The following is a 20,282-nucleotide window of genomic DNA, read 5'->3' on the forward strand; positions in this document are numbered from 1 at the left end:
GCCATGGCGAGCAGGTTTTGCTCCCGCAGAGATTTTCAGTAAACACAAAGCTTGTACCCACCTCAGATCCTTGTGGGAGCGAGCCTGCTCGCGATGGCGTCAAGTCAGCAGCATCGATGTTGGCTGATACACCGCCATCGCGAGCAGGCTCGCTCCCACAGTTGGATTGAAGTACAGCCGCAGAGACAGACCGGCCGTCAGGCCGCCTCGCTTTCGCTCTGGCTTTTGCTTTTGCTTTTGCTTTTGATCTTGATCTTAGACGCCCCGTTAACCATAAGGGCCGAACGCAGGCATTGCGTAGTGGGTATCCCGGCATGGATGCCGGGATAGCCGCGCTGGGCCATGGATGGCCCTTCGCGGCGGGCCCACGGAGCAATGCCGGAGTGAGGGAACACCTCGCCTTGGCGAGGTGCCCAGTGATGGGGCGAGGCCCTTTTGGTTACTTTTGGCGCCTTATCAAAAGTGACCCGCCGTAAGGGCGGAACCGCCAGTAGCCGTTACCGCAGAAACGGATATACACACTAACCACCCCCCCAAAAAAAACGGCGCTTCCCCGTCTGAAGAAGCACCGTTTTCTAGCAAGCGCAGCATCGAGAGCCGCAACAACCCTCAGTCAATATACTCAAACAACTTCACGATCTTCTGCACCCCAGACACCCCCTGCACCAGATTGGTCGCCTGAGCAGCCTCCTTCTTGGTTAGCAGCCCCAGCAGGTAAACGATGCCATTCTCAGTCACAACCTTGATACGCGAACCAGGAATGCTCGCATCGGTCAGCATCTGCGTCTTGATTTTGGTGGTCAGCCAGGCATCGTTCTGCCGCGCCAGCAGCGAGGACGGTTGCAGGACCTGCAATTCGTTATGTACGGTCTTGACCCGTTGTACGGCACTGGCCTCTTGCTCGGCCTTGGCCTTGAGGTCTTCCCGTGGGGTCTGGCCCGCCAGCAGCACGACACCGTTGAAGCTGGTGACGACGATGTGCGAGTTATTGTCCAGGTCCGGGTCGGCCTTGGCGATGTTCACCCCGACTTTGGTTTCGATCAGGGAGTCGTCGATCTTGCTGCCGAAGGTGCGGGTGCCGCGGTCGTCTTCGATCGGCTTTTCCCGGCTGGCATTAACCACCGATGTGCAGCCGCTGATGCCGAGGCACAGGGTCAGGGCCAGAAGGCCCAGGCGATTAGGGGTCATTCTTCACTCCCGAATATTTGGCTGTCGATCAAGTCGCAAAGACAATGGATCGCCAGCAGGTGGACTTCCTGGATGCGTGCGGTGACTTTGGCCGGTACGCGGATCTCGACATCTTCAGGCAACAGCAGTGAAGCCATGCCGCCGCCGTCACGCCCGGTCAATGCTACGACAATCATTTCGCGATCATGTGCGGCCTGGATCGCCTGAATAATATTGGCCGAGTTGCCGCTGGTGGAAATCGCCAGCAGCACATCGCCGGGCTGGCCCAGGGCGCGGATCTGTTTGGAGAAGACTTCGTTGTAGCTGTAGTCGTTGGCGATCGAGGTGATCGTCGAGCTGTCGGTGGTCAGGGCGATGGCCGGCAGGCTAGGACGCTCGCGCTCGAAGCGGTTGAGCAGCTCGGAAGAGAAGTGCTGGGCGTCGCCGGCGGAACCACCATTGCCGCAGGAAAGCATTTTGCCTTCGTTGAGCAGGGCGTTGACCATCACTTGGCTGGCTTGCTCGATGTAGGGTGCAAGTACGTCCATCGCCTGTTGCTTGGTGTCGATACTGGCCTGAAAAAGCTGGCGAATTCGCGATTGCATGTCCATCTGTGTGACCTTAAGTAGCGCGACTTATCGGCACAAACGTGTGCGGCGCGCAAAGCAAAGAGCAAAAGTTGAGTGAAGGTGTCCGGCTCGGTTTGTCATGGGCGTAGACGTTCAGCTGTCGAAGGCGTTCTGCAGCCAATTCAACTGATCGGCGTTGCTGTCGATGGCAACCACGTCGAAACGGCAGGGGTGATCAGCCCAGCGGGATTCGCTCTGCAGGAAATACTGCGCGGCGAAAACCAGTTTCTGGCGCTTGCGCTGGTCGATGCTATCGAGCGCGCCACCCCATTGGGTATTTTTTCTGTAGCGGACTTCGACGAATACTACTGTATCGCCGTCAAGCATGACCAGATCAAGCTCGCCGCGTTTACACAGCCAGTTCTGCGCCACCAGGCGCAGGCCCTGCTGCTGGAGATGCGCGAGGGCCAGGCCCTCGGCATTCCGGCCGCTTTGCTGGCGTGATCGCTCGGGCATCAGCGCTGGGTGTCCGGCAGGCGCTGCACCTGGCCGTTGACGAATTCGGCCCAGGGCAATTGACGTTGAACCCGTTGGGACTGGGACACCGCCAGGCTGCCCGACAGACCTTCGATGCGGCTGTCCGGCAGTGTCTTGAGCTGGCCCAGGCGCGGTGCCAGGCGATAGGCATCGGCACCCATCGCATACAGCCGGCCCAGACTGCCGGCAGCCTGTGGCCACTGGGCAGTGACCTGCTTGCGCAGTGGGTCGTTGGCATCGAGCAACCACGGGGTTTCGCAGAAGCGGATACCGTTCATGTCGTTGTACTGGTTCTGGTCGCCGCTGGCGCTGAACACCTGGGACGTCGCATAGACCGGCACATCCCCGGCATACTGGAAGTTCAGAGTCGGTTTGATCTGCTGGGCCTGCTGTGGAGTCGACGCCAGGAAGATGAATTCGATGTCCTGGCGACGGGAAGGCTGGGCCGCGACCGTGGTGCCCACAGTGTTCTGCAGGCTCTTGGCGCGACCTTCGCTCTGGCGCAGCTGGAACATGTCGGCGATCTGCTGGGCCAGTTGCACCGGCTGGTCGACGCGCTCGATGGCCAGGATGCTGCCACCGGAGGCTTGCCAGTCCTGGCTGAAGGCTTTCAGCACGCGATCGCCCCATTCGCCCTTCGGTACCATGACCGCTGCGCGATGCAGGCCGTCGGCACGGGCACGGCGGGCCACTTCGCGGGCTTCATCCTCAGGCGCCAGGCCGAACTGGAACAGTTGGGGTGGACCTTGCTCGCCTTCGCTGTAGTTCAATGCCAGGGTAGTGATCGGCAACTGCGCGCGCGTGCTGATCTGCTTGACCAGTGGTTTTTCCAGGGGGCCAACCACCAGCTGCACGCCGTCAGCCTGGGCCTTGCGATAGAAGTCGTCCATGGAAGTCAGGGTCGAGCTGTCATAGAACTGGATGCTCGGTGGGTTCTGCCCGGCCTGCTGGGCCTGATAATGCGATGCCATGAAGCCTTCACGCAGGGCTTTGGCGACTGCGGCCAGTTGCCCATTTTGGGGCAGCAGCAGGGCGATCTTGCTCAGGGGCTGGCTTGCCAGTTCCTTTAGCTTGACCAGGGGTGTCGGTAGTTGAAGGGCGGCCGGGTGCTTCGGATTCTGTTCGCGCCAATGGTCGATGGCCGCCTGTTGCTGTTCCAGGGTGCCGGCGGTTTTCACGGCGCGGGCCAGGCTCAGCCAGCCGCCGAGGTCATCGGTGGTGGTCGGTTGCAGTTGATCGGTGGGCAGCGAGGCAATCAGCGACCAGATCGCTTCATGGTTCTTGGCGGCTGCTTCGTTCTCGAGCAGGGGCGCAATGAAGATGCGCTCCTTCGCGGCGGCCAGGGTCTGGCCATCGGCTTCAAGGGCGCGGGCGTGGACCGTCCCGGTGCGGACCTGCTGTTCCACCGGCATTTCGCCCAGATGTTGCAGGCTCGGGTGGCTCAGGGCGGTCAGTGCTGCCTTGGGCTGGTTGCGTGTCATTGCCAGTTCCGCCGCCAGGGTGCTGGCGAAAATCTGCTGGCCAGGCTTGAGCTGCTCCAGTGGCACCTGCTGCAGGATTTGTGCGGACTGGCCGGCATTGCCCTTGCGGTAGGCCAGGTCTGCCGCGCTCAGGCGTAGCAGGGCGGCCTTTTCCGGGGTCTTGCTTTGGGCGGCCTGTTCGAGCAGTTGCTCGATACTGGCATCCGGGGTCCGGGGAAGTTCGCCAAGGCTGGACGAGGGCGAGCTGACGCAGGCCGCCAGAAGGGCAGCGAGGCAAAGGGCGGAGAGCAGCCGCAGACAAGCGATCATGTAAATGTCCTGATACGAGATCAAATTAGCGTCGAATTGTACCCAAGCGCTGGCCGGGGCGCGATGTCAGTGGCGTGAATCGATCGATTTAGCTATTTCAAATGTTGCGGTGCGGCACAAAAGCGCTGTTACTCAGGTGGTGACACTAACCTGTGGCGAGGGGATTTATCCCCGCTGGGCTGCGCAGCAGCCCCAAACAGGCTGGACCCCTTCATCCTGACACACCAAGGTGGCAGCTCTTGGGGCTGCTACACAGCCCAGCGGGGATAAATCCCCTCGCCACGTCAAGCGCCGTGAACAGTCGCGGCGCCCACTACGCGCTACAATGGCGGTTTTTACCGATTTGTGAGGTGCGCGTTTTGACTGCTCCAGGTGCTATGAATTCCGCTGCGGGCTCGCTTTATGTGGTGGCGACGCCCATCGGCAACCTGGACGACATCAGTGCCCGGGCGCTGAAAGTCCTGCGGGAGGTCGCCCTGATTGCGGCTGAAGACACGCGGCATTCCCAGCGGCTGCTGCAGCATTTCGGTATTTCCACGCCGCTGGCCGCCTGCCACGAACATAATGAACGGGACGAGGGCAGTCGTTTCATCACGCGCCTGCTGGCGGGAGATAACGTCGCGCTGATCTCCGATGCGGGCACGCCACTGATTTCCGACCCTGGCTACCATCTGGTGCGCCAGGCCCGCGCCGCGGGCATCAACGTGGTACCGGTGCCGGGGGCCTGTGCCTTGATCGCGGCGCTGTCGGCGGCCGGCTTACCATCGGACCGCTTCATCTTCGAAGGCTTTCTGCCGGCCAAGGCCGTGGGGCGTCGGGCGCGCCTGGAGTCTATAAAGGAAGAGCCACGCACGCTGATTTTCTACGAAGCGCCGCACCGTATCCTCGAGTGCCTGCAAGACATGGAGCTGGTGTTCGGTCCCGAGCGTCCTGCGCTCCTGGCACGGGAGCTGACCAAGACCTTCGAAACCCTCAAGGGGCTGCCACTGGCGCAGTTGCGGGCCTTCGTCGAAAGCGACAGCAACCAGCAGCGTGGTGAATGTGTCGTACTGGTGGCGGGTTGGACCACGCCGGACAGTGAAGAGGTCGTCAGTAGCGAAGCGATGCGTATCCTGGATCTACTGCTCGAGGAAATGCCGCTCAAGCGTGCGGCCGCCTTGGCTGCGCAAATCACTGGTGAGCGCAAGAACGTGCTGTATCAGATCGCGCTGGACCGGCAGAAGACCCGGTAAAACCGGACAGGCAACATGGCCAAAGGCTTTTAGCGCTTGTTCTTCGGGCGCTCTGCCGTTAACCTTCGCGGCGGAGAGTCGATCGGACAGTCGCTGCCCTCTATGAAAATTAGAGGGGGGAGGAAAGTCCGGGCTCCATAGGGCGAAGTGCCAGGTAATGCCTGGGAGGCGTGAGCCTACGGAAAGTGCCACAGAAAATAACCGCCTAAGCGTTTCGGCGCCGGTAAGGGTGAAAAGGTGCGGTAAGAGCGCACCGCACGGCTGGCAACAGTTCGTGGCTAGGTAAACCCCACTTGGAGCAAGACCAAATAGGGTCCCAAGGCGTGGCCCGCGCTGGGACCGGGTAGGTTGCTAAAGATGTCCAGTGATGGCCATCGTAGACGAATGACTGTTCAAGACAGAACCCGGCTTACAGATCGACTCTCCACCTTTTCCCTTCCTGCCGAAATCACTGGCAGACGCATTTCCTAAGACCAAAAAAATCTTACTCTTAATAAATCACTTTAACTTGTGCGCGCAGCTTCCTGTGGTTGCTCGGGTTGAGGTGAAAAATCCTACGTCAGATTCTTGTTGACCCTCCTGAAACGCTCCTAAATCTCCGATCTATAAGGCTTTTCCTTCAATCCGCGCCTTGACGGTGCGGTGGGCGCATTCCTATAGTGTGTGCGAGTGGAGGAAAGTGGCATGAAGTGGGTTTTTTGGACGTAAAACGCTAGATTTTGGAGAAACGCTGACGTGTTTCGCGGAGCCAACGCTATCAGTCTCGATGCAAAGGGCCGTCTCGCCATGCCGAGCCGGTACCGTGACGAGCTCGTTTCGCGTAGTTCCGGTCAACTGATCGTCACGATCGACGCAGTTGACCCCTGTCTTTGCGTCTACCCATTGGACGAATGGGAAATCATCGAAACCAAACTGCGCGCGCTGCCTTCGCTGCGTGAAGAAAACCGCCGGCTGCAACGCTTGCTGATCGGTAATGCCGTCGACCTGGAGCTCGATGGCAGTGGTCGTTTCCTGGTCCCACCGCGCCTTCGTGAATACGCCAAGCTGGACAAGCGCGCGATGCTGGTGGGCCAACTGAACAAGTTCCAACTGTGGGACGAAGATGCCTGGAATGCGGTTTCCGCCGCCGACCTCGCTGCTATTCAACAACCGGGCGCCATGCCCGATGAACTGCGTGATCTGATCCTGTGACTATAAATAGCGGCTTCAACCACATCACCGTACTGCTTGACGAGGCCGTCGAGGCCCTCGCCGTACGTCCTGATGGCTGCTATCTGGACGGTACGTTCGGGCGTGGTGGGCACAGCCGGCTGATTCTCAGCCAGCTCGGTCCGGATGGCCGGCTGCTGGGGTTCGACAAGGATCCTCAAGCGATTGCCACCGGGCAAGCGCTGGCGGCCGAAGACGGCCGCTTTGTCATTGTGCAGCGCAGCTTTGCGGAGCTGGGGTCGGAGGTCGCCGAGCGTGGCCTGGCCGGCAAGGTCGGCGGGATCCTGCTCGACCTGGGCGTTTCTTCGCCGCAACTGGACGATCCCGAGCGCGGCTTCAGTTTCCTCAATGATGGCCCGCTGGACATGCGCATGGATCCGTCTCGCGGAATCAGCGCCGCCGAATTCGTCAACACCGCTCCGGTGGAAGAGATCGCCCGGGTCTTCAAGGAGTACGGCGAAGAGCGTTTCTCCGGACGCATGGCGCGCGCCGTTGTGGAGCGCCGGGAGATCAAGCCATTCGAGCGCACCGGCGACCTGGCCGAAGTGCTGAAAGTCGCCAACCCGGCGTGGGAGAAGGGCAAGAACCCGGCAACCCGTGCTTTCCAGGGGTTGCGCATCCACGTCAATAACGAACTGGGCGACCTCGAGGCCGGCCTCGATGCCGCGCTGGAAGCGCTGGAGATCGGCGGTCGCCTGGTGGTGATCAGCTTCCACTCCCTGGAAGACCGCATCGTCAAGCTGTTCATGCGCAAGCTCACCAAGGGCGAGGCCGACAACCTGCCGCGCAACCTGCCGGTGCGTTTCGAGGCCTTCGTGCCGAAAATCAAAATTCATGGCAAGGCGCAGTTCGCCTCCGAGGCGGAACTCAAGGCCAACCCTCGGGCCCGTAGCGCCGTCATGCGTGTTGCGGAGAAGTTGCGGTGAGCAAGCTCTTCGCCAAGCCCCTGCCGGGCGGCAGCTTTTTCATGCTGCTCCTGTTTATTGGCGTGCTCGTATCGGCCATCGGCGTGTCCTATAGCGCGCACTGGAATCGGCAACTGCTCAACACGCTTTACAACGAACTGAGCGTGCGCGACAAGGCCCAGGCCGAGTGGGGCCGGTTGATCCTGGAGCAAAGCACCTGGACGGCCCATAGCCGCATCGAAGTATTGGCCACCGAGCAGCTGAAGATGCGCATCCCGAATGCTGCCGAAGTACAGATGGTGGCGCCATGATGAAGCTCGAAGGGGCGCTGTTCCCATGGCGGTTCCGTCTGGTCCTGGGGTTGCTCGGGATCATGGTGGCTGCTATCTCCTGGCGCATCATCGACCTGCAAGTGGTCGACCGTGACTTCCTCAAGGGGCAAGGCGATGCCCGTAGCGTGCGTCATATCCCGATCCCGGCTCACCGAGGCCTGATCACCGACCGCAATGGCGAACCCCTGGCCGTGAGTACCCCGGTGACCACCTTGTGGGCAAACGCCAAGGAAATGCAGCTGGCCAAGGAAAAATGGCCGGCCCTGGCTGCTGCGCTCGGGCAGGATCCCAAGGCGCTGGCCGAACGCCTGGAAGCCCAGGCCAACAAGGAATTCATCTACCTGGTGCGAGGGTTGACGCCCGAGCAGGGCCAGAGCGTGCTCGACCTGAAGGTGCCGGGCGTCTATGGCATCGAAGAGTTCCGGCGTTTTTACCCGGCCGGTGAAGTGACGGCGCACATGGTCGGCTTTACCGATATCGATGACCGGGGACGCGAAGGCGTGGAGCTGGCTTATGACGAATGGCTCGCCGGGGTCGCCGGCAAGCGCCAGGTCATCAAGGATCGGCGCGGCAGGCTGATCAAGGATGTCCAGGTCACCAAGAACGCCAAGGCCGGCAAGCCCTTGGCGTTGTCCATTGATCTGCGCCTGCAATACCTGGCCAACCGCGAACTGCGCAATGCCATCGTCGAGAACGGGGCCAAGGCCGGCAGCCTGGTGATCATGGACGTGAAGACCGGCGAGATCCTGGCCATGGTCAATCAGCCCACCTACAACCCGAACAACCGTCGCAACCTGCAGCCAGCGATGATGCGCAACCGCGCGATGATTGACGTGTTCGAGCCGGGTTCGACCATGAAAGCCGTTTCCATGGCCGCCGCGCTGGAAACCGGACGCTGGAAGCCTAGCGACACCGTCGAGGTGTATCCGGGGACCTTGCAGATCGGCAAGTACACCATTCGTGACGTGTCCAAGACCGAAGGTCCAGTGCTCGACCTGACCGGCATCCTGATCAACTCCAGTAACGTCGGCATGAGCAAGATCGCCTTCGACATCGGCGGCGAGACCATCTATCGCCTGGCGCAGAAGATCGGCCTCGGCCAGGACACCGGCCTGGGCTTCCCTGGCGAACGTGTCGGCAACCTGCCGAACTACCGCGAGTGGCGCAAGGCCGAGACGGCAACCCTGTCCTACGGCTACGGCGTGTCCGTGACGGCGATCCAACTGGTCCACGCGTTCTCGGCGTTGGCCAACAACGGCCGCATCGCGCCGCTGACCCTGATCAAGACCGACAAACCGCCGCAGACCACCCAGGTGATCCCGGAGAATGTCGCCAAGACCATGCAAGGCATGTTGCAGCAGGTGATCGAGGCGCCGCGCGGCGTCTTCCGCGCCCAGGTACCGGCCTATCATGTCGCCGGCAAATCGGGTACGGCCCGCAAGACCTCCGTGGGCACCAAGGGCTATGCCGAGAACTCCTACCGTTCGCTGTTCGCTGGCTTCGGGCCGATGAGCGACCCGCGTTACGCCATCGTGGTGGTCATCGACGAGCCGAGCAAGGCGGGCTACTTCGGCGGCCTGGTGTCGGCGCCGGTATTCAGCAAGGTCATGTCCGGCACCCTGCGCCTGATGAACGTCACCCCGGATAACCTGCCGCCCACCCAGCAGGCGAGTACTGCGCCGGTCGTCCCTTTGAAAGCCGATGGAGGGCGTGGCTGATGTCCCTGAGCCTGAACAAGATTTTTGCCCACGCCGGTCACGATCTGCTGATTCGCGAACTGGCCCTGGACAGCCGCAACGTCCGCGCCGGGGACCTGTTCCTGGCGGTGCCGGGCGGGCGGTACGACGGCCGTGCCCACATCGCCGATGCCTTGCAGCGCGGTGCGGCTGCCGTGGCGTATGAGGTAGAAGGCGCGACTGTGCTGCCGATCACCGACGTGCCGCTGATTCCGGTCAAGGGCCTCGCGGCGCAGCTATCGGACATCGCCGGGCGCTTTTATGGCGAGCCGAGCCGGCACCTGAACCTGATTGGCGTGACCGGCACCAACGGCAAGACCAGCGTCACCCAATTGGTGGCCCAGGCGCTGGACCTGCTGGGGCAGCACTGCGGCATTGTCGGGACGCTGGGTAACGGTTTCCATGGCGCCCTGGTGAGTGGCCTGCACACCACGCCGAACCCGATTGCCGTGCAGGCGACCCTGGCCGACCTGAAAAAGGCCGGCGCCAAGGCTGTTGCGATGGAAGTCTCTTCCCATGGCCTGGACCAGGGACGTGTCACCGCCCTGGCATTCGACATTGCCGTATTGACCAATCTGTCCCGGGATCACCTGGACTATCACGGCACCATGCAGGCCTATGGCGAAGCCAAGGCCAAGCTGTTTGCCTGGAACAATCTGAAGTGCCGGGTCATCAACCTCGACGACGCGTTCGGCCGGCAATTGGCGGCCAATCAGGGCGAGTCCCGGTTGATCACCTACAGCCTGGAAGATGCCGGCGCCCACCTGTATGTACGCCAGGCGCAGTTCGACGACGAGGGCGTGCGAGCCACGCTGGTCACGCCACAGGGCGAACACCATCTGCGCAGCACCTTGCTGGGCCGTTTCAACCTGAGCAACGTATTGGCCGCCATTGGCGCCTTGCTGGGGTTGGACTATGCCTTGGATGAAATCCTCAAGGTCCTGCCGAAGCTCGAAGGCCCGGCCGGTCGCATGCAGCGCCTGGGTGGCGGTACTCAACCGTTGGTCGTGGTCGATTATGCCCACACCCCCGACGCCTTGGAGAAAGTCCTGGTGGCTCTGCGGCCTCACGCCAAAGGCAAGTTGCTCTGCCTGTTCGGCTGCGGCGGCGACCGTGATCGCGGCAAGCGCCCGCTGATGGCCGAAGTGGTGGAGCGGTTGGCCGATGGCGTACTCGTCACCGATGACAACCCTCGCAGCGAAGACCCGATGCAGATTTTCGACGACATCCGTGCCGGGTTCTCGGCGGTGGACAAAGTGACCTTCGTAGCCGGCCGCGGCCAGGCGATTGCCCAGTTGATCGCCAGTGCTTCGGCGGACGATGTGGTCGTCCTGGCTGGCAAGGGGCACGAGGACTACCAGGAAATCAACGGCGTGCGCCATGGCTTCTCCGATCTGGTCGAGGCCGATCACGCCTTGACCGCCTGGGAGGTGGCCCATGCTTAAGGCCTTGAAGCTCAGCGAACTGACCGGCGCCCTGAATGCGCGCCTCATCGCGGCGGATGCCCGTTTCGACGGCGTCAGCATCGACAGCCGGGCCATTGCCCCGGGACAGCTGTTCGTCGCCTTGGCCGGCCCGCGTTTTGACGGTCACGATTACCTGAATGAAGTGGCGACCAAAGGGGCGGTCGCGGCATTGGTCGAGCGCGAAGTAGCCAATAGCGCGTTGCCACAACTGCTGGTCGGTGACACCCGTCAGGCCTTGGGCCAGCTCGGCGCACTGAACCGTGCGGCATTCGGCAATCCGGTCGCGGCCATTACCGGTTCCAGCGGCAAGACCACGGTCAAGGAAATGCTCGCCAGCATCCTGCGTACCCGTGGTCCGGTGCTGGCCACCCGGGGCAACCTGAACAACGACCTCGGCGTACCCTTGACCCTGCTCGAACTGGCGCCGGAGCACTGCGCCGCCGTCATCGAGCTGGGGGCCTCGCGGCTCGGCGAGATTGCCTACACCGTGGGCATGACCAAGCCCCACGTCGCCGTGCTCAACAACGCCGGGACCGCCCATGTCGGCGAGTTCGGTGGCCCGGAGAAAATCGTCGAAGCCAAGGGCGAGATCATCGAGGGGCTGGAGGCCGATGGCGTTGCCGTGCTGAATCTCGACGACAAGGCGTTCGAAATCTGGAAGACGCGAGCAGGGGAGCGCAAGGTGCTGACGTTTGCCCTGAGCAACCTCGCCGCGAATTTCTACGCCAGCGACCTGGACCGCGATGCCCGCGGTTGCCCGGCCTTCAACCTGCACAGCCCCGACGGCGCCGAGCGGGTCCAGTTGAACCTGCTGGGCACCCATAACGTTGCCAACGCCCTGGCAGCGGCTGCTGCCGCCCACGCCCTGGGCGTGTCGCTGCCGGGCATCGTCGCAGGCTTGAACGCCGTGCAACCGGTCAAGGGACGCACCGTGGCGCAACTGGCCATTAACGGTATGCGGGTGATCGACGACACCTACAACGCCAACCCGACGTCCATGTGCGCGGCGGTGGATATCCTCGCCGGTTTCTCCGGCCGCACCGTGCTGGTGCTGGGAGACATCGGCGAATTGGGCGAATGGGCGCAACAGGGGCACCACGACGTCGGTGCCTATGCCCGTGGCAAGGTCGATGCGCTGTATGCCGTCGGCCCGATGATGGCCCATGCCGTCGCCGCGTTCGGCGAGCACGCACAGCATTTCACCACTCAGGCGGACCTGATCCAGGCCCTGGGTGCCGAGCAAGACCCGAACACCACCTTATTGATCAAGGGCTCTCGTAGCGCAGCGATGGAAAACATCGTCGCGGCGCTGTGCGGCACCCGTACGGAGAAACATTGATGCTGCTGCTGCTAGCGGAGTACCTGCAACAGTTCTACAAAGGCTTCGCGGTCTTCCAATACCTGACCCTGCGCGGGATCCTGGGTGTGTTGACCGCGCTGTCGTTGTCGCTGTTCCTGGGCCCGTGGATGATCCGCACCCTGCAGAACCTGCAAATCGGCCAGTCGGTGCGTAACGATGGGCCGCAGTCGCACCTGTCCAAATCCGGCACCCCGACCATGGGTGGCGCGTTGATCCTGTCATCCATCGGCGTCAGCACCTTGCTCTGGGCCGACCTGGCCAACCGCTATGTCTGGACCGTGCTGCTGGTGACCCTGTTGTTCGGCGCCATCGGCTGGGTGGACGACTACCGCAAGGTCATCGAGAAAAACTCCCGTGGGCTACCAAGCCGCTGGAAATACTTCTGGCAGTCGGTGTTCGGCCTGGGCGCGGCGATCTTCCTTTATATGACCGCCGCCTCGCCGGTGGAAACCACCCTGATCCTGCCGATGCTCAAGGACTACAGCATTCCGTTGGGCGCGGGCTTCGTGGTGCTGACCTACCTGGTGATCGTCGGTTCGAGCAACGCGGTCAACCTCACCGATGGCCTCGACGGCCTGGCGATCATGCCAACGGTCATGGTCGGCGGCGCGCTGGGGATCTTCTGTTACCTGTCGGGCAACGTGAAGTTCGCTGAATACCTGCTGATCCCCTATGTGCCAGGGGCGGGCGAACTGATCGTGTTCTGCGGCGCGTTGATCGGCGCTGGCCTGGGCTTCCTCTGGTTCAACACCTACCCGGCGCAGGTCTTCATGGGCGACGTCGGCGCGCTGGCGCTGGGCGCGGCCCTGGGCACCATCGCGGTGATCGTTCGCCAGGAAATCGTCCTGTTCATCATGGGCGGCGTGTTCGTGATGGAGACCCTGTCAGTGGTCATTCAGGTTGCGTCCTTTAAATTGACCGGCCGCCGCGTATTCCGCATGGCGCCGATCCACCACCATTTTGAACTCAAGGGCTGGCCCGAGCCGCGTGTGATCGTCCGCTTCTGGATCATCACCGTGATTCTGGTGCTGATAGGCCTTGCCACCCTGAAGCTGAGGTAGAACGAGTGTCCCTGATCGCTTCTGACCACTTCCGCATTGTTGTCGGTCTCGGCAAGAGCGGCATGTCCCTGGTTCGCTTCCTGGCGAGCCGGGGCGTGTCGTTTGCCGTGGCCGATACGCGGGAGAATCCCCCTGAGCTGGCCACGCTACGGCGTGACTATCCGCAGGTGGACGTGCGTTGTGGCGAGCTGGACGTCGAGTTCCTGTGCCGCGCCGACGAGCTCTACGTGAGCCCCGGCCTGGCCCTGGCGACGCCGGCCCTGCAGGCCGCTGCTGCCCGTGGCGTGAAATTGTCCGGTGATATCGAGCTGTTCGCGCGTAACGCCAAGGCGCCGATCATCGCCATCAGCGGTTCCAACGCGAAAAGCACCGTTACCACCCTGGTGGGTGAAATGGCCGCGGCCGCCGGCAAGCGGGTCGCCGTCGGCGGCAACCTCGGCACCCCGGCGCTGGACCTGCTCAGCGACGACGTCGAGTTATACGTGATGGAGCTGTCGAGCTTCCAGCTCGAGACCACCGATCATCTTGGTGCCGAAGTGGCGACCGTGCTCAACATCAGCGAAGACCACATGGACCGCTACAGCGGCCTGCCGGCTTATCACCTGGCCAAGCACCGGATTTTCCGCGGTGCCCGGCAAGTGGTGTTCAACCGCCAGGACGCACTGACCCGTCCGTTGCTGGGCGAGGGCATGCCATGCTGGTCCTTCGGCCTGGGCGTGCCGGACTTCAAGGGCTTTGGATTGCGTGAAGAGAATGGCGAGAAATACCTGGCCTTCGAATTCCAGAACCTGATGCCGGTGCGCGAGCTGAAGATCCGGGGGGCGCACAACCAGGCCAACGCGTTGGCGGCCCTGGCCCTGGGGCATGCAGTCGGCCTGCCGTTCGACGCCATGCTGTCGGCGCTGCGTACCTTCGCCGGCCTCGAACACCGCTGCCAGTGGGTGCGCGACCTGGATGGCGTGGCCTGGTACAACGATTCCAAGGCCACCAATGTGGGGGCGGCGCTGGCCGCCATCGAAGGCCTGGGCGCAGACATCGAAGGCAAGCTCGTGCTGATCGCCGGTGGCGACGGCAAGGGTGCCGATTTCAAGGACTTGCGCGATCCGGTGGCGGCCAACTGCCGTGCCGTGGTGCTGATGGGGCGCGACCGTGAATTGATCGCCGAGGCCATCGGCGACGGCGTACCGCTGGTTCGCGTCGCTTCGCTGGACGAAGCCGTGCAGCAATGCCGTGCCCTCGCTCAACCGGGCGATGCTGTCCTGCTGTCGCCGGCCTGCGCCAGTTTTGACATGTTCAAGAACTACGAAGAGCGCGGGCAGTTGTTCGCCCGGGCTGCGGAGGACTTGGCATGAGCCTGAGAAATGTCATCAAGCCCTATCCGTCGCCGCTGATCACCGGGCGTGGCATCGACCTCGATTTTCCGATGCTCGCCGGTTGCCTGGCGTTGCTGGGCCTGGGCCTGGTGATGATCACTTCCGCGTCGTCGGAAGTGGCGGCCGTGCAGTCCGGCAACACCCTGTACCACATGATCCGCCACCTGGTTTACCTGGTGATCGGCCTGGGTGCCTGCGTCGTCACCATGATGGTGCCGATCGCCACCTGGCAACGCCTGGGCTGGATGATGCTGCTCGGTGCCTTTGGCCTGCTGGTGATGGTGCTGGTGCCGGGTATTGGCCGCGAGGTCAACGGCTCGATGCGCTGGATCGGTTTCAGTTTCTTCAACGTACAGCCTTCGGAGATCGCCAAGGTCTTTGTGGTGCTTTTCCTCGCCGGTTATCTGGTGCGTCGCCAGAAAGAAGTGCGCGAGAGCTGGATGGGCTTCTTCAAGCCATTCATCGTATTGCTGCCCATGGCCGGCCTGCTGCTGATGGAACCCGACTTCGGCGCCACGGTGGTGATGATGGGCGCGGCGGCGGCGATGCTGTTCCTGGGCGGGGTCGGGCTGTTCCGCTTCATCCTGATGGTGGCGCTGGCGGTGGCTGCCGTGACAGTGCTGGTGCAGGCGCAACCCTATCGGATGGCGCGTCTGATCACCTTTACCGACCCGTGGGCCGACCAGTTCGGTTCCGGTTATCAATTGACCCAGGCGCTGATCGCCTTCGGGCGCGGCGAATGGCTGGGCGTGGGCCTGGGCAACAGTGTGCAGAAACAGTTCTATCTGCCGGAAGCCCACACCGACTTCGTGTTTTCGGTGCTGGCCGAAGAACTCGGCGTGGTGGGGTCGCTGTGCACCGTGGCTCTGTTCGTGTTCGTCTGCGTGCGTGGCATGTACATCGGCTTGTGGGCCGAGAAGGCCAAGCAGTTCTTCGCTGCCTATGTGGCCTATGGGCTGTCGTTCCTGTGGATTGGTCAGTTTCTGATCAACATCGGTGTGAACGTCGGCCTGCTGCCGACCAAGGGCCTGACGCTGCCGTTCCTCAGCTATGGCGGCAGTTCCCTGGTGATCTGCTGTGCCTGTCTCGGCCTGTTGTTGCGCATCGAATGGGAGAGCCGGACCCACCTGGGTAGCGAAGAGATGGAATTCCAGGAGAGCGACTTCGCCGAGGAGCCGTCTCATGGGCGCTAACGTGCTGATCATGGCGGGCGGTACCGGTGGGCACGTGTTCCCGGCGCTGGCCTGTGCCCGGGAGTTCCAGGCGCGGGGCTACACCGTGCACTGGCTGGGTACGCCGCGGGGGATCGAGAACGAACTGGTACCCGGCGCCGGCCTCGAACTGCACCGGATCGACGCCAGTGGCCTGCGGGGCAAGGGCAGGTTGTCGTTGCTCAAGGCGCCGCTGATGCTGCTCAAGTCGATCTGGCAGGCGCGAGCGATCATTCGTCGGTTGCGCCCGGTCTGCGTGGTCGGGTTCGGTGGTTATGTGACCGGTCCTGGCGGCGTTGCGGCAAAACTGGCCGGCGTGCCGGTGATCGTCCACGAGCAGAACGCCGTGGCCGGTACCGCCAATCGGTTACTGGTGCCGTTGGCCGCCCGGGTCTGTGAAGCCTTTCCCGACACCTTTACCCTGTCGGGCAGCCGCCGCACCACCGGTAATCCGGTGCGTACCGAGCTGTTTCTCGATAACCCGCGCCCGGCCCTGGCCGGACGCAAGGCGCGTTTGCTGGTCCTGGGCGGAAGCCTGGGGGCGGAGCCGTTGAACAAATTGCTGCCCGAAGCCTTGTCGCAGGTCGCTTCCGAACTGCGGCCCGAAGTCTTTCACCAGGCCGGCAAGCACCACGATGAAGTGACCGCCGAGCGCTACCGCGTTGCCGGCGTCGAGGCGCAAGTGCAGCCTTTCATCAAAGACATGGCCCAAGCCTATGGCTGGGCCGACCTGGTGATCTGTCGCGCAGGTGCGTTGACCATCAGTGAACTGGCTGCCGCCGGTCTGCCCTCGATGCTGGTGCCCTTGCCCCACGCCATCGACGACCACCAGACCCGCAATGCCGATTATTTGGCCCGCGAAGGCGCTGCCTTCCTGCTGCCGCAAAGAACGACCGGCGCCGCGGATCTTGCCGCCCGCCTGACAGAGGTCTTGATGCAACCGCAACGACTTGAAGACATGGCCCGCGCCGCCCGCCGCCTGGCCAAACCCGATGCCACGGCCCAAGTGGTCGATACCTGCCTGGAGGTGGCCCATGGTTGAGAATCGCAAAGCCATGCCGCAACCGGAAATGCGCCGTATCCGCCGCATCCACTTCGTCGGTATCGGCGGCGTGGGCATGTGTGGGATTGCCGAGGTATTGCTGAACCTGGGTTACCAGGTCTCGGGTTCCGACCTCAAAGCTTCCCCGGTCACCGAGCGCCTGGAGTCCTTCGGTGCGCAGATCTTTATCGGCCACCGTGCCGAGAATGCCGCCGATGCTGACGTGCTGGTGGTTTCCAGTGCCGTGAACACCTCCAACCCGGAAGTTGCCACCGCCCTGGAACGCCGCATTCCAGTGGTGCCACGGGCTGAGATGCTGGCCGAGCTGATGCGCTATCGCCATGGCATCGCTGTGGCCGGTACCCACGGCAAAACCACCACCACCAGCCTGATTGCCTCGGTGTTCGCCGCCGGCGGCCTGGACCCGACCTTCGTGATCGGCGGTCGTCTGAATGCCGCGGGCACCAATGCCCAGCTCGGCACCAGCCGCTACCTGATCGCCGAAGCCGACGAGAGCGATGCGAGCTTCCTGCACCTGCAGCCACTGGTGGCCGTGGTCACCAACATCGACGCCGACCACATGGCGACCTACGGTGGCGACTTCAACAAGTTGAAGAAGACCTTCGTCGAGTTCCTCCACAACCTGCCGTTCTACGGTTTGGCGGTGGTGTGCATGGATGACCCGGTGGTGCGTGAAATCCTGCCGCTGATCAAGCGTCCGACCGTGACCTACGGTTTCGGCGAAGAAGCCGACGTGCGCGCCATCAACGTGCGCCAACAGGGCATGCAGACATTCTTCACCGTGTTGCGCCCTGATCGCGAACCGCTGGACGTGTCGGTGAACATGCCGGGCAACCACAACGTGCTCAACGCCTTGGCCACTATCTGCATCGCCACCGACGAAGGCGTCAGCGACGAAGCCATCGTCCAGGGGCTGTCCGGCTTCCAGGGCGTTGGGCGACGCTTCCAGGTCTATGGCGAGCTGCCGGTGGACGGCGGCAACGTGATGCTGGTGGACGATTACGGCCACCACCCGACCGAAGTCGCGGCGGTGATCAAGGCCGTGCGCGGTGGCTGGCCGGAGCGCCGCCTGGTGATGGTCTACCAGCCGCACCGCTACAGCCGCACCCGCGACCTGTACGACGACTTTGTCCAGGTGCTGACCGACGCCAACGTGCTGCTGTTGATGGAAGTCTATCCGGCCGGCGAAGAGCCGATCCCGGGCGCCGACAGCCGTCAGCTGTGCCACAGCATCCGCCAGCGCGGTCAACTGGACCCGATCTACATCGAACGCGGCGTGGACCTCGCGCCGTTGGTCAAGCCGCTGCTGCGCGCCGGCGACATCCTGTTGTGCCAAGGAGCCGGTGATATCGGCGGCCTGGCGCCGAAACTGTTGAAAAGTCCGTTATTCGCCGGTGCCACTGTGGCTTCCAGCGAGGGGAAACTGAAATGACTGCTGCCTACGCCAACCTGGTTTCCACCCTTGACCCGAAAGCTTTCGGCCGTGTCGCCGTGCTGTTCGGCGGCAAGAGTGCCGAGCGCGAGGTGTCCCTCAAGTCCGGCAAGGCCGTGCTCGACGCCTTGCAAGGCGCCGGCGTCGATGCATTCGGCATCGACGTGGGCGATGACTTCCTGCAGCGCCTGCTGAGCGAAAAGATCGACCGTGCGTTCATCATTCTCCACGGTCGCGGTGGCGAAGACGGCAGCATGCAAGGCCTGCTCGAATGCCTGGGCATTCCCTACACCGGCAGCGGCATCCTGGCTTCGGCCCTGGCGATGGACAAGCTGCGCACCAAGCAGGTCTGGCACAGCCTCGGCATCCCGACGCCGCGTCATGCCGTGCTGGCGTCCGAGGCCGACTGTATTTCGGCGGCCACGGAACTGGGCTTCCCTTTGATCGTCAAACCGGCCCATGAAGGTTCAAGTATCGGCATGGCGAAAGTGAATTCGCTGCCTGAGTTGACCGCGGCATGGAAAGACGCCAGTTCCTACGATTCGCAAGTGTTGGTCGAGCAATGGATCACCGGTCCCGAGTTCACCATCGCCACCCTGCGTGACCAGGTGTTGCCGCCGATTGCGCTGGGCACCCCGCACACGTTCTACGACTACGACGCCAAGTACATCGCCAACGATACCCAGTACCGCATCCCCTGCGGGCTGGACAGTGCCAAGGAACAAGAATTGATGGACCTCACGGCCAAGGCCTGTGAGGCGCTGGGTATTGCCGGTTGGGGACGGGCGGACGTGATGCAGGACGCCGAGGGGCAGTTCTGGTTCCTGGAAGTCAACACCGCGCCCGGCATGACCGATCACAGCCTGGTACCGATGGCGGCCCGTGCCGCCGGCCTGGATTTCCAGCAGCTGGTGCTGTCGATCCTGGCCGCCAGTGTCGGCGCTCAAGAGCCAAGAGGTTAAGCCATGCAAGGCGCATCGCTTCGTCATCAGCCATCCGCACCCGGTCGCAAGCCGGTACCGCGGGGTGCCAGCCGAATGGTGGCCAAAGAGCCGATGTCGGCGCGCTTGCCGAAAGCCAACTTTGGTTTTCTCAAGAGCCTGTTATGGCCGGTGCTGCTGGTGGCGTTGGGGTTCGGTACGTATGAAGGCGCACAGCGGTTGCTGCCTTACGCCGACCGGCCGATCGCCCGGATCAACGTCCAGGGCGACCTCAGCTACATCAGCCAGCAGGCGGTGCAGCAGCGGATCGCCCCGTTCGTGGCGTCGAGCTTCTTCACCATCGACCTGGCGGGCATGCGCACGGAACTGGAGCAGATGCCCTGGATTGCCCATGCCGAAGTCCGGCGTGTGTGGCCCGATCAGGTTTCGATCCGCCTGGAAGAACAACTGCCGGTGGCCCGCTGGGGTGACGAGTCGCTGTTGAACAACCAGGGCCAGGCGTTCACGCCGCGGGAACTGGCCAACTACGAACATTTGCCACAGTTGTTCGGCCCGCAGCGGGCTCAGCAGCAGGTAATGCAGCAGTACCAGGTGTTGAGCCAGATGTTGCGGCCATTGGGCTTCTCCATCGCGCGCCTGGAGTTGCGCGAGCGCGGCAGTTGGTTCCTGACCACTGGCGCGGGCAGCTCTGGGCCGGGTATCGAGCTGCTGCTCGGTCGCGGCAACCTGGTGGAAAAGATGCGCCGTTTTATCGCCATCTATGACAAGACGCTCAAAGAACAGATTACGAACATCGCGCGCATCGATCTGCGCTACGCCAATGGCCTGGCTGTTGGCTGGCGGGAACCGGTAGCGCCCACGACGGCCCAACCCGCCGTCGCGAAGAATTAAGAAGAGG

At 62.8% G+C, this 20,282-nt stretch carries 18 protein-coding genes and 1 other RNA gene; 15 read left to right on the forward strand and 4 right to left on the reverse strand.

Annotated elements, in window-relative coordinates; genetic code table 11:
• Nucleotides 1-609: 609 nt before the first annotated feature.
• The 4 genes from FBY02_RS12030 to FBY02_RS12045 all read right to left on the reverse strand — a co-directional run bounded on the left by FBY02_RS12030 (nt 610) and on the right by FBY02_RS12045 (nt 4,063).
• Nucleotides 610-1,188, reverse strand: coding sequence for a BON domain-containing protein (locus tag FBY02_RS12030; protein WP_024781263.1), 579 nt, complete (start codon nt 1,186-1,188; stop codon nt 610-612).
• Nucleotides 1,185-1,778, reverse strand: coding sequence for a phosphoheptose isomerase (locus FBY02_RS12035; protein WP_024781264.1), 594 nt, complete (start codon nt 1,776-1,778; stop codon nt 1,185-1,187). The genes FBY02_RS12030 and FBY02_RS12035 overlap by 4 nt, the downstream gene beginning before the upstream one ends.
• A 111-nt stretch (nt 1,779-1,889) precedes the next feature.
• A complete protein-coding gene (locus FBY02_RS12040; protein ID WP_144927674.1) occupies nt 1,890-2,252 on the reverse strand; it encodes a YraN family protein in 363 nt (120 codons plus the stop codon).
• Nucleotides 2,252-4,063 carry a penicillin-binding protein activator gene (locus FBY02_RS12045; protein WP_144927677.1) on the reverse strand — a complete coding sequence of 604 codons (1,812 nt, stop codon included), beginning with the start codon at nt 4,061-4,063 and terminating at the stop codon, nt 2,252-2,254. Before FBY02_RS12045 ends, FBY02_RS12040 begins: the two co-directional genes overlap by 1 nt.
• A 377-nt stretch (nt 4,064-4,440) precedes the next feature.
• On the opposite strand from FBY02_RS12045, the gene rsmI reads away from it, so the two are divergent.
• From rsmI to FBY02_RS12120, 15 genes are all read left to right on the forward strand, one after another.
• The gene (gene rsmI / locus FBY02_RS12050) at nt 4,441-5,295 is read left to right on the forward strand and encodes a 16S rRNA (cytidine(1402)-2'-O)-methyltransferase (RefSeq protein WP_178111827.1); all 855 of its coding nucleotides are present in this window, start codon (nt 4,441-4,443) and stop codon (nt 5,293-5,295) included.
• 74 nt (nt 5,296-5,369) lie between these two features.
• Nucleotides 5,370-5,723: RNase P RNA component class A (rnpB, locus tag FBY02_RS12055), an RNA gene on the forward strand.
• Between the two features lie 307 nt (nt 5,724-6,030).
• Nucleotides 6,031-6,486: a division/cell wall cluster transcriptional repressor MraZ gene (mraZ, locus tag FBY02_RS12060; protein ID WP_003205355.1), complete on the forward strand. Its 456-nt coding sequence runs from the start codon at nt 6,031-6,033 to the stop codon at nt 6,484-6,486.
• Nucleotides 6,483-7,430, forward strand: coding sequence for a 16S rRNA (cytosine(1402)-N(4))-methyltransferase RsmH (gene rsmH, locus FBY02_RS12065; RefSeq protein WP_371921415.1), 948 nt, complete (start codon nt 6,483-6,485; stop codon nt 7,428-7,430). Before mraZ ends, rsmH begins: the two co-directional genes overlap by 4 nt.
• Nucleotides 7,427-7,720, forward strand: coding sequence for a cell division protein FtsL (gene ftsL / locus FBY02_RS12070; RefSeq protein ID WP_041020575.1), 294 nt, complete (start codon nt 7,427-7,429; stop codon nt 7,718-7,720). Before rsmH ends, ftsL begins: the two co-directional genes overlap by 4 nt.
• Complete coding sequence (locus FBY02_RS12075; protein WP_177329221.1) at nt 7,720-9,459, forward strand: penicillin-binding protein 2; 1,740 nt, start codon at nt 7,720-7,722, stop codon at nt 9,457-9,459. The genes ftsL and FBY02_RS12075 overlap by 1 nt, the downstream gene beginning before the upstream one ends.
• A complete protein-coding gene (locus FBY02_RS12080) occupies nt 9,459-10,922 on the forward strand; it encodes a UDP-N-acetylmuramoyl-L-alanyl-D-glutamate--2,6-diaminopimelate ligase (RefSeq protein WP_144927684.1) in 1,464 nt (487 codons plus the stop codon). The genes FBY02_RS12075 and FBY02_RS12080 overlap by 1 nt, the downstream gene beginning before the upstream one ends.
• Nucleotides 10,915-12,282 carry a UDP-N-acetylmuramoyl-tripeptide--D-alanyl-D-alanine ligase gene (gene murF / locus FBY02_RS12085; protein WP_144927687.1) on the forward strand — a complete coding sequence of 456 codons (1,368 nt, stop codon included), beginning with the start codon at nt 10,915-10,917 and terminating at the stop codon, nt 12,280-12,282. Before FBY02_RS12080 ends, murF begins: the two co-directional genes overlap by 8 nt.
• Nucleotides 12,282-13,364, forward strand: a complete 1,083-nt coding sequence (gene mraY, locus FBY02_RS12090) for a phospho-N-acetylmuramoyl-pentapeptide-transferase (protein ID WP_041020571.1) — start codon at nt 12,282-12,284, stop codon at nt 13,362-13,364. The genes murF and mraY overlap by 1 nt, the downstream gene beginning before the upstream one ends.
• A gap of 5 nt (nt 13,365-13,369) precedes the next feature.
• A complete protein-coding gene (gene murD / locus FBY02_RS12095; protein ID WP_047701351.1) occupies nt 13,370-14,716 on the forward strand; it encodes a UDP-N-acetylmuramoyl-L-alanine--D-glutamate ligase in 1,347 nt (448 codons plus the stop codon).
• A complete protein-coding gene (gene ftsW, locus FBY02_RS12100; protein WP_144927689.1) occupies nt 14,713-15,930 on the forward strand; it encodes a putative lipid II flippase FtsW in 1,218 nt (405 codons plus the stop codon). The genes murD and ftsW overlap by 4 nt, the downstream gene beginning before the upstream one ends.
• Nucleotides 15,920-16,990, forward strand: a complete 1,071-nt coding sequence (gene murG, locus FBY02_RS12105) for an undecaprenyldiphospho-muramoylpentapeptide beta-N-acetylglucosaminyltransferase (RefSeq protein ID WP_144927693.1) — start codon at nt 15,920-15,922, stop codon at nt 16,988-16,990. The genes ftsW and murG overlap by 11 nt, the downstream gene beginning before the upstream one ends.
• Complete coding sequence (gene murC, locus FBY02_RS12110; protein ID WP_144927696.1) at nt 16,983-18,443, forward strand: UDP-N-acetylmuramate--L-alanine ligase; 1,461 nt, start codon at nt 16,983-16,985, stop codon at nt 18,441-18,443. The genes murG and murC overlap by 8 nt, the downstream gene beginning before the upstream one ends.
• Nucleotides 18,440-19,405, forward strand: a complete 966-nt coding sequence (locus tag FBY02_RS12115) for a D-alanine--D-alanine ligase (protein WP_144927699.1) — start codon at nt 18,440-18,442, stop codon at nt 19,403-19,405. Before murC ends, FBY02_RS12115 begins: the two co-directional genes overlap by 4 nt.
• A 3-nt stretch (nt 19,406-19,408) precedes the next feature.
• Nucleotides 19,409-20,275, forward strand: coding sequence for a cell division protein FtsQ/DivIB (locus tag FBY02_RS12120; protein ID WP_144927702.1), 867 nt, complete (start codon nt 19,409-19,411; stop codon nt 20,273-20,275).
• Nucleotides 20,276-20,282 lie beyond the last annotated feature (7 nt).

The sequence above is a fragment of the Pseudomonas sp. SJZ078 genome, assembly GCF_007828255.1.
Taxonomy (GTDB): Bacteria; Pseudomonadota; Gammaproteobacteria; order Pseudomonadales; family Pseudomonadaceae; genus Aquipseudomonas.